This is a genomic window from Mesorhizobium sp. M7A.F.Ca.CA.002.09.1.1, assembly GCF_003998555.1.
Classification (GTDB): Bacteria; Pseudomonadota; Alphaproteobacteria; order Rhizobiales; family Rhizobiaceae; genus Mesorhizobium; species Mesorhizobium ciceri.
The window spans coordinates 1-8,768 of sequence record NZ_RZRR01000133.1; the positions used below are offsets into that span (position 1 = coordinate 1).

The 8,768-nt window shown below is 62.1% G+C and carries 8 protein-coding genes and 1 pseudogene; 1 reads left to right on the forward strand and 8 read right to left on the reverse strand.

Going from position 1 to position 8,768, the window contains the following annotated elements; genetic code table 11:
• From EN994_RS08585 to EN994_RS08625, 8 genes and pseudogenes are all read right to left on the reverse strand, one after another.
• Positions 1-248 (reverse strand): annotated as a pseudogene (locus EN994_RS08585) (hypothetical protein); the annotation flags it as partial.
• Positions 245-1,279 carry a Gfo/Idh/MocA family oxidoreductase gene (locus EN994_RS08590; RefSeq protein ID WP_063167522.1) on the reverse strand — a complete coding sequence of 345 codons (1,035 nt, stop codon included), beginning with the start codon at positions 1,277-1,279 and terminating at the stop codon, positions 245-247. The pseudogene EN994_RS08585 and the gene EN994_RS08590, both read right to left, overlap by 4 nt.
• Before the next feature lie 2 nt (positions 1,280-1,281).
• Positions 1,282-2,346, reverse strand: coding sequence for an ABC transporter permease (locus tag EN994_RS08595; RefSeq protein ID WP_032809713.1), 1,065 nt, complete (start codon positions 2,344-2,346; stop codon positions 1,282-1,284).
• Complete coding sequence (locus EN994_RS08600) at positions 2,339-3,895, reverse strand: sugar ABC transporter ATP-binding protein (protein ID WP_027163942.1); 1,557 nt, start codon at positions 3,893-3,895, stop codon at positions 2,339-2,341. Before EN994_RS08600 ends, EN994_RS08595 begins: the two co-directional genes overlap by 8 nt.
• Positions 3,892-4,536, reverse strand: a complete 645-nt coding sequence (locus EN994_RS08605) for a DUF2291 family protein (protein WP_027163941.1) — start codon at positions 4,534-4,536, stop codon at positions 3,892-3,894. The genes EN994_RS08600 and EN994_RS08605 overlap by 4 nt, the downstream gene beginning before the upstream one ends.
• 93 nt (positions 4,537-4,629) lie before the next feature.
• On the reverse strand, positions 4,630-5,571 hold the full coding sequence (locus EN994_RS08610) for a D-ribose ABC transporter substrate-binding protein (protein WP_127307483.1): 942 nt from the start codon (positions 5,569-5,571) through the stop codon (positions 4,630-4,632).
• A 317-nt stretch (positions 5,572-5,888) separates the two neighbouring features.
• On the reverse strand, positions 5,889-6,716 hold the full coding sequence (locus EN994_RS08615) for a phosphogluconate dehydrogenase C-terminal domain-containing protein (protein ID WP_063167523.1): 828 nt from the start codon (positions 6,714-6,716) through the stop codon (positions 5,889-5,891).
• A 303-nt stretch (positions 6,717-7,019) separates the two neighbouring features.
• Complete coding sequence (locus EN994_RS08625) at positions 7,020-7,694, reverse strand: GntR family transcriptional regulator (RefSeq protein ID WP_013533053.1); 675 nt, start codon at positions 7,692-7,694, stop codon at positions 7,020-7,022.
• Positions 7,695-7,914: 220 nt separating this feature from the next.
• Between EN994_RS08625 and EN994_RS08630 the strand changes: the two genes are divergently transcribed.
• Positions 7,915-8,768: sugar ABC transporter substrate-binding protein (locus EN994_RS08630; RefSeq protein WP_127231923.1), on the forward strand; the 854-nt coding region annotated here is incomplete at its 3' end.

Consider the following 8,768-nt stretch of genomic DNA (forward strand, 5'->3'; position numbering starts at 1 on the left):
GCCGAATAGCTGACCGAAAAAGCGTCGGCACCCTGCTCGATCACCAGGTCCGTCAAATTTGGCTCATAGGTGCCCCAGTCGCGGTCACGCACGATATAGGCGATGGCGCGCAGCACTTCGGTGCCGCCATGGCGGATGGTGCGCAGATTGCCGTTGACGAAGTCGGCGCTGAGCGAGCCTGCGCTGAGCCTGACCGGCTCGGCCTCGACCACGCGCGTGCCGTAGAGCAGGAAAGTGCCGGCGGTCATTTCGGCAAGGCGTCGAGTTGCACCGGTTGCCGGCTCGCGGCCCCAGCATAGGCGGCCTCGACCAGCGCGAATGTCCTAAGATTGTCGGCGCCCGAGGTCGCCGGCTCGGTCCCCTTTGCCAGGCAGTCGACCCAGTGCTGCTGGATGGCTACGACGCTTTCCTGGATGTTGTGCCAGGGCCGCGACGCCCAGGCCAGCAGCGGCGGCGAGACGTCGGTGACGGCCGTGCCGCTCTTGCCGGTGACGGTCAGCCGGTATCCCTGCGCCAGCCGGATCGTGCCGTCGCTGCCATCGATCTCGATCAGCGTTTCGGGAAACGGCTCGGTGGCGAGCTTGGTCGCGTAGCTGCAGTCGACCACGGAGGTTGCGCCGCTCTTGTGGTCCATCAGCATGGTCGCCACATCCTCGCCCGCAATGGCGGGATTGATGCGGGCGATTCGTGTCGTGATGGTCGAGACGTCGCCGAGCAGGAAACGGGCGATATCGAGGATATGGATACCGAGGTCCTCGATGATGAAGCGCTTTCCCGTCGCCAGATAGGGCTGACCGGAAAACACGTCATAGGCCGAGCGGAAGGAGATACGCCCGAAGAAGGGCGTGCCGATCTCGCCGCTATCGAGCACGGTCCGCACCGCCTGGATAGGTGACTGCCAGCGAAAATTCTCATGCACCATCAGCGGAACGCCGGCTTCCGCGCATGCCTTGACCATCGCCTTTGCGTCGGCAAGCGTCGGCGCGAACGGCTTTTGGCAGATCACCGGAACGCGGTGGGCGGCCGCCATTTCGACAAGCGGACGATGGCTGGGCGCGGTGGTGGCGATATCGACGAAGTCCAGGCTTTCGCCGGCAAATAGTTCCGCCGCATCGGTATAGCGCTTCGCAATGCCGAACTGGTCACCGACGATCCGCAACCGTTCCGGGTCACGGTCGCAGATGGCGATGATCGAGGCGCCCGCTATGTCGCGCCAGGCATGCATCTGGTTGACGGCAAAGAAGCCGCAGCCGATCAGCGCTCCCCGCAGTTCCGCCATGCTCAGCCTGCCTTTGCCATCTGCATCAAGGTGACACGTTGCTGAAGCCGGCGCTGTGCCTGGTCGACGACGACGGCGACGATGATGACGAGGCCCTTGATCACCATCTGCCAGAACGAACTCACGCCCATCATCACCAACCCGTCCGAAAGAATGCCGATGACGAAGGCGCCGACGATGGTGCCGCCGATCGTGCCGCGGCCGCCCGACATCGAGGTGCCGCCGAGCACTGCCGCCGCAATGGCGTTGAGCTCGAAGCTTTCGCCCGTCGCCGGATGCGAGGCCATCAGCTCGGACGAGATGATCAGGCCGACGATCGCCGCGCAGAAACCGGAGAACATATAGACGAACATCTTGACCATGTTGACCCGGACGCCCGAAATCCGCGACGCCCGTTCATTGCCGCCGACGGCGAAGATATGGCGACCGAGTGGCGTGTACTTGGCGAGATAGGCGGCTCCCAGTGCAACGACGATGAGGATCCAGATCGCCACCGGCAGGCCAAGCAGCCGACCGGCCCCGAGGAAGCCGAAGCCGGTGGTGCCAAGCTCCGGCTTGCCGACGAGGTTGGGAAAGGTGCGGCCATCCGACGACAGCAGCGCCAGGCCGCGCGCGACATAGAGCACGCCGAGCGTGGCGATGAACGGCGCGACGTTTAGCCTGGTGATCAGCAAGCCGTTGACGGCGCCGATCAATATGCCGACGGCAAGCGTGATCAGCGCGATCTCAAAGACGTTGAAATAGATGGTGTAGCCGATCTGCAGGTCGATGCCGTTGAGCACGAGATACCCGGCCACCATACCGCACAGGCCGACGATCGAACCGACCGAAAGGTCGATGCCGCCGGTGATAATGACGAAGGTCATGCCCATCGCCAGGAACGCATTCAGCGCCACGTGCTTCGACATCAGGATCAGATTGGCGGTCGACAGGAAATTAGGCGCCGCGATCGAAAAGAAGATCAAGACGGCGATGAGCGCGATGAAGGTTCTCGCCTTCATCAGCGTCAGCAGCAGCGAGCCGCTCGAGACGGAGGGGACAGCCGCCTTGGCCGGGATGTCAGTCATGGGCGGTTTTCTCCGTGTGCGGGGTCGGCCCGTGGCCAAGTGCCGAGGCGGAGACAAGGGCTGCCTCCGTCGCCTCGGAGCGATCGAACATGCCCGTCAGTTTTCCGTTGCTCATCACCGCAATGCGGTCTGACAGCGCCATCACCTCATCGAGATCCGAGGTGGCGAAGAGAATGCCCAATCCATCGCGCGACAGTTTGCGCATGGTGCGGAAGACGTCGGCCTTGGCGCCGACATCGATGCCTCGGCTGGGCTCGTCCATCAGCAGCACCTTGGGCCCGGTGAGCAGCGCCTTGCCGATCACCACCTTCTGCTGGTTGCCGCCCGACAGCGACGACACCTCTTGCGCCGGGTCGGCGACCCTGATCGCCAACTCCCGCACCACCTGCGTCACCGCCTGCCTTTCGTCAGCGCCACGGATGTGGAACAGGCGGGCAAAGCGCGACAGGCTGGCCAGCGTCAAATTGCTGGCGACCGAAAGGATCGAGACAAGCCCTTCGCGCTGGCGATCCTCGGGGATCAGCGCCAGCCCGCGCCGGATGCGCCGCGTCGTATCGCGCTCCTTGACCTTTCTACCGCCAATGAAGATGTCGCCGGTCGAATGGCCGTGGCGGCCCATGATGCAGTCGAACAGTTCGCTGCGCCCGGCGCCCATCAAGCCGTATATGCCGAGGATCTCGCCGGCACGCAGCGACAACGACACATGGTCGACGGCAAGTCCGCCGGTGGCACGAGGCAGGCAGATCTCCTCGGCACGAAAAATCTCTTCGCCCGGAAGATGGCCGTCGGCCTTGGCGAAGTCCTTGGCGTCGGAGCCGATCATCTGGCGAACGATCCACTGCGTGTCGACGTTCTTCATCTCTTCCTGGCCGGTGATGCGGCCGTCACGCAGCACGGTGATGTAGTCGCCGATGCGGATCAGCTCTTCGAGCCGGTGCGAAATGTAGACGATCGCCACGCCGCGCGCCTTGAGGTCGGCGATCACCTTGAACAGGATCTCGACTTCCGCAGCACTCAGCGCCGAGGTCGGCTCGTCCATGATCAGGATGCGTGCATCGAGCGAAACCGCCTTGGCGATCTCGACCAGCTGCTGCTGGCCGATGCGCAGATCCTCGACCAGCATGTCGGGCCGGATGCCGGCCTGTAGGCGTTCCAGAAATTCCGCAGCGCGGTTTTCCTGTTGCGCGTGGTCGATTTTGCCGAAGCGGTTGGTGATTTCTCGGGTGGCGAAAATATTCTCGGCGACGCTCATATTGCCGAACAGGTTCAGCTCCTGGAACACCATGCCGATGCCACGGTTCACCGCGTCACCGGATGACGAGAAGGAAACCTCTTCGCCTTCCAGCAGGATGCGGCCGGCGGTCGGCCGTTCGACACCGGCGATGATCTTCATCAGCGTCGACTTGCCGGCGCCGTTCTCGCCGACCAGCACGTTGACCGCGCCCTTGCGCACCTCGAAATTGGCGCGCTTGACCGCAACGGTGCCGGAATAGACCTTGGAGACGTCCTCGAGCTTCAGAATGATTTCGCGCTCCGCGATCGCGCTCATGGCTTCGGCCCGATCTCTGCCTCCGCCGGCGTCACCAGCGGCAGGTCCTGGCCGCTCCCCAGCGTATAGGCGCCGAGCACCTTGGCACTGCGGCCTTCCAGCGCCTCGCGCGGCAGCTTGGAAAGCACCGTCTTGTCGGCATAAGCGTTGAAAGCCTTGCCGAACTGGGCGAAGTCGATCTGGTTGGTGAAGTCGTTGAACTGGATGAAGTCCAGGCTGTCGCGCAGCGCGGTACCGCGCACCGCCGGTCCGATCTGCACCCGTGCATCGGCTTTGCCGTCGCCGTCGACATCGACGTCGACCGTTGCCGCACGCGACTGTGTGTTGGCCGCGATAATCTTGCCTTCCAGCCGAACCGCGAAAGTCCAAGGCGAATTCGCCTGCTTGTTCGGATTGCCGTATTTGGCGCCGGCAGCCGCTGGGTCGGTTGTCGCCAGTGTGTGAACCTGCGCAAACGGTCCGGCTTTCTGCTGGAGATAGGGCACGACCTTTGCCGCCCATATCTCTTCGACCATCTTGTCTGGATTGAAGGTGGCAGCGTTGTTGCCGTCGTCCGATTTCGTCGGCAGGATCTTGCAGGCGGTCAGGCTGATGCCGACCATCACGGTAAGGATCGGCCAGTTCGGCTTGGTGTTCAGCATGGCGGCCTGTCGTTCAGCATCGTGGGCGGCCCACGGAAAATGGCGGCGAGGGGCGATCCTGGGTTCGCCCCTCGCTATTCAAATCACGCTGGCTCAGTTCGTCAGCGCGAAGGTCTCCAGCTTGGCGGCATTGTCGCCATTGACCAGAACGCAGTCCATCAATTGCTTTTCCTTGGCCGGCGACTTCTTGTTCTTGATGAAGTCGTTGGCCTGCTCGACCGCCATCTGCGCCTGCGCGAAGGCGGGCTGCAGCACCGTTGCCTTGATGCCGCCCGAGGTGATGGAGTCGCGAACATCGTTCGATCCGTCGAAGCCGACGACGATGACATCCTTGCGGTTCGCCGCGGCAAGTGCCGCATAGGCGCCCATCGCCATCGTATCGTTGCCGGAGATCACGCCCTTGATGTCGGGGTTGGCCTGCAGGATCGATTCCATCGTGGAATAGGCTTCCGTCTGGCTCCAGTTGGCCGACTGCTGGGCGACCATCTTCAGGTCCGGATAGTCGTCGATGACGTCGTGATAACCCTTGGAACGAATGCCGGCATTGGTGTCGGATTCCTTGCCGACCAGCTCGACGAAATTGCCCTTCTCGCCCATCAGCTTGACGAATTCCTGCGCGCCGAGCTGGGCGCCCTGGTAGTTATTGGAGACGATCTGCGCGACGGCGACGCCGGTGGCGTTGATCTCGCGGTCGATCAGGAAGGACGGAATGCCTGCGTCCTTGGCCTTCTGTACCGCGGCGACGGTGGCGTCGGCGCCGGCATTGTCGAGGATGATCGCCTTGGCGCCGCGGCCGATCGCGGTGTCGATCAGCTCGGACTGCTTGTTGGCGTCGTCGTCATGGACCAGCACCAGCGCCTCGTAGCCGAGTTCCTTGGCCTTGGCTTCGGCGCCGACGGCTTCCGCCTTGAAGAACGGATTGTCGTGCGAGGGCGTGATGATGGCAATGAGATCCGCCGCATAGGCGGGCACGGCCGTGCCAAGCGCCAGCATGCCGGCGAAAGCCGCAAGCGTCATTCTGCGTGTAAGTTTCATGAAGTCCTCCCGTTTGAAAAATTGCCTTGGTTACCGAAAGCATCTGTCGGCATCCGAATTCGTCAGGCGGCGCGGGCGGCGGATCGCTTCGGGGCTAAAGAGCCGTTTGCCGGCTTCCCTCCACGGATCGTTGCTCCCCAGCCATCCTCCACTCGCCCACCGTACTCCTGCCAAAACCCTGTCGATCCGAGCCATGAACAGCTAAGCCAACTGGTATGATGAGTCAACCACGAATTCAGGTGATATGTACCTGATGAGCTACGATGCCGAGCGTCGGCAACGGTACGGCGACGTCGCGGCGGCAGCGCCTCTCCTCTTCAGGTGATACGCTGAATGCTGGCGGCGATCTCTTCCGGCTCGAACACGCGCTTCCAGTCGTCCCGCATCAGCACCGGCTTGCCGAACTCGATCGCCTTGTTGCAGGCATCCGAGAAAACGCCCTTGGTCTCGCCGAAAATGACGGCGCCCAGCACGTTCATATGGCCGAGCAGGAAGTCGAGCGCCGCCTGCTGGTCGACGCCGCGTGCCACGACCTCGTCGACGGCTTCCTTCATGACCACCAGCAGCGAGGCGCACACCGTCTCCGAAAGCCCGGGTTCCAGCAGCGCCATCTGTTCGACGCTGACGCGGTGCGAACGCATGACCGGCGCCCAGATGATCTTCGCGATCGCCTCGCCCTTGGCGTAATCCTCTTCCGGCCCCTGCATCAAGGCGCTGACCATATGCTGCTTGGCCTTGACGCCGCCGAAATAGTCCTTCTTTGCCGCCATATCTGTTTCGTCGTTGAAGATCGGCGGATGGCAGGGGTGGGTGACGAAATAGGTGAGGTCCGGTCGATTCGGCAGGTGGCCGGCGAAGGGTGCCGCCGCGTCGAGCACCACCACCATGGTGCCCGGCGCCAGCTTGCTCTCGATGCTGGTCGCCACCTTGCCGATATGCGTGTCGGGAACGGCCAGGATCACCACATCGGCGCCCTTGAGCGCTTCGTCGGCGCTGACAGTATCGAAACCCAGCCCGGTCTTCAGCCGTTCGCGGCCGGCATCGCTGACCTCGACATGGCGTATTGTGTAGGGCGACCCGCGAAAATTGGTCGACAGGCGGTAGCCCATTTTCCCACCGGCACCGAACAGCGCAATCGTTGTCATTTGGTCACTACTCCTGATCTCAGCGGACGGTATCGCCCGTCGTCAACTGATCAACTGGTATAATCACGCTACCACATTTTGGCAATCCGATAATGACAATGAGGATGCGGGTCATGTGCTTCGCCGCGTCATCGGCTGCCGCCCTCGCAAGCTCAAGCACGAGAACCATGGATGACGCGCTCGGGATATGATCTCTAGATCACCAGAAGAAGCCCGCGCTTGCCCGCTGAGTGCGCATGAGCGCTGCTCTGCCATCCCCAGAAATAGGAGGCATGTGATAGGGGTCGGAGGTCGGGCCGGGCGCTACTTCAAAAGATCGACCAGCATGTCGAAAGCCGCATCGATATCGCCGCGAACCGCCGCCTGAACTGCCTGCTCGTCCCGGTCGCGCAGGGCCGCAAACATCTGTTGATGGTATGTGTTCGCGGTCGAGTAGGATCCATGCAGCATATTGAAATAGGGGCTGATCTGCAGCCATAGATCCTTGATGATCTTGAGCAGGGTTTCGGATCCCGCTGCTCGGTAGATTGCGAAGTGGAAGGTATAATTCGCCCTGAGATAGGCCTTTACGTCGTCCGCGCCATTCGCGCGTTCCAGTGAGTCCAGATCGCGCGCGAAAATCGCAAGATCCGCATCACTGCGGTTCTGTGAGGCCCAGCCGGCGGCGATGGCCTCTATCTCAAAACGTACATTTCGCAAATCGGTGAGCCGCTCGCGGCTGAGCGCCGGAATACCAATGGAGCGCCCGGATACTACCGTCAGCGCGTTGGCTGCCGTCAGGCGCCGCAGCGCTTCCCTGACCGGCATCGGACTGACGCCAAAGGCGTCGGCGAGGCTCTGAACCGTGACCATCTCGCCCGGCACGATGCTGCCGTCGAGAATCAGTTCGGTGACCTGGTTGTAGACCCGGTCCTGCAGAGTTTCCTTGGACAGTGGAATGATCTCGACACCAGGCTTCCTGAACGCCGATCCAGCCATCTCCGGTCAACCTTCCCGCCCATGGGCGACACTATTGCTTGTGCCGGAATGCAAGGTTCGTGGTGCCACGTCAAGCGGCCGACATAGCCCGTTTTGATATAAACGATTTCATCATTGATATTTGATCAAATCATGATACGGTCGCTGGCATCGAATGACAAGGGTTTACGTTTTGTGCCCTTGGGAGGCATTTGGTCGTTCTGTTTGGGAGGAGTTCCACATGGGTATCGGATCGAAAGTCCGGCGGCTCGCGCTGCTGGCCGGCATGGCTGCGTGCGCCTTCGGCCTGTCCGCCGCGCAGGCCGCCGAGAAGCACAAGATCTTTCTCAGCATGAGCTACATCGGCAATGATTGGCAGGCGGAGGCGGCCAATATGGTCAAGGCCATGGCCGCTCATAAGAGCCTGGCCGACAAGGTCGACCTGCAGGTCCAGGTCGCTGGCCCCAACGCGCAACGCCAGATTCAGCAGATCAACGCAATGGTGCAAAGCGGCGCCGAAGCCATTGTCGTGTATCCGATCTCGCCGACCGCGCTCAACCAGGTCGTCAAGAATGCCTGCGACAAGGGCGTGAAGGTCTTTGCGTACGACGCCGAGATCACCGAGCCTTGTGCCTACAACGTCCACATAGACCAGCTGGAAGCGGGCAGGGTGACCGCCGAATGGCTGGTCAAGAAGCTCAATGGCAAGGGCAACATCATCGCCATCACGGGCGTCCCGGGAACATCCGTTGACGATCAGCGGACAAAGGCCGCCAAGGAAGTCTTCGCCAAGTATCCTGATATCAAGATCGTCGGCGAGGCTGTCGGCATGTGGAGCCAGGCGGTCGCCCGCACCGAACTTTCGAAAATCCTGGCCACCCGCAATTGGGACGACATCAACGGACTGTGGATGCAGGTCGGCTGCTTCACCGCCAACTCGATGCAGCTCGAGGCTGGCAAGAAGACCAGCGAACTCCTGCCTTGCGCCGGCGAAGGTTCCAATGGCGGCCGCATCCAGATGCTGCCGGAGGGCACCGAAGTCGAAGGTGCCGCTCCTCCTTATGCACCGGCGGGCGCACAACGCATTTCCTATGC

Coding starts and splice junctions, on each gene's coding strand:
- EN994_RS08590 (WP_063167522.1), bottom strand. CDS start 1,279: ATGGCGGAACTGCGGGGAGCGCTGATCGGCTGCGGCTTCTTTGCCGTC.
- EN994_RS08595 (WP_032809713.1), bottom strand. CDS start 2,346: ATGACTGACATCCCGGCCAAGGCGGCTGTCCCCTCCGTCTCGAGCGGC.
- EN994_RS08600 (WP_027163942.1), bottom strand. CDS start 3,895: ATGAGCGCGATCGCGGAGCGCGAAATCATTCTGAAGCTCGAGGACGTC.
- EN994_RS08605 (WP_027163941.1), bottom strand. CDS start 4,536: ATGCTGAACACCAAGCCGAACTGGCCGATCCTTACCGTGATGGTCGGC.
- EN994_RS08610 (WP_127307483.1), bottom strand. CDS start 5,571: ATGAAACTTACACGCAGAATGACGCTTGCGGCTTTCGCCGGCATGCTG.
- EN994_RS08615 (WP_063167523.1), bottom strand. CDS start 6,716: ATGACAACGATTGCGCTGTTCGGTGCCGGTGGGAAAATGGGCTACCGC.
- EN994_RS08625 (WP_013533053.1), bottom strand. CDS start 7,694: ATGGCTGGATCGGCGTTCAGGAAGCCTGGTGTCGAGATCATTCCACTG.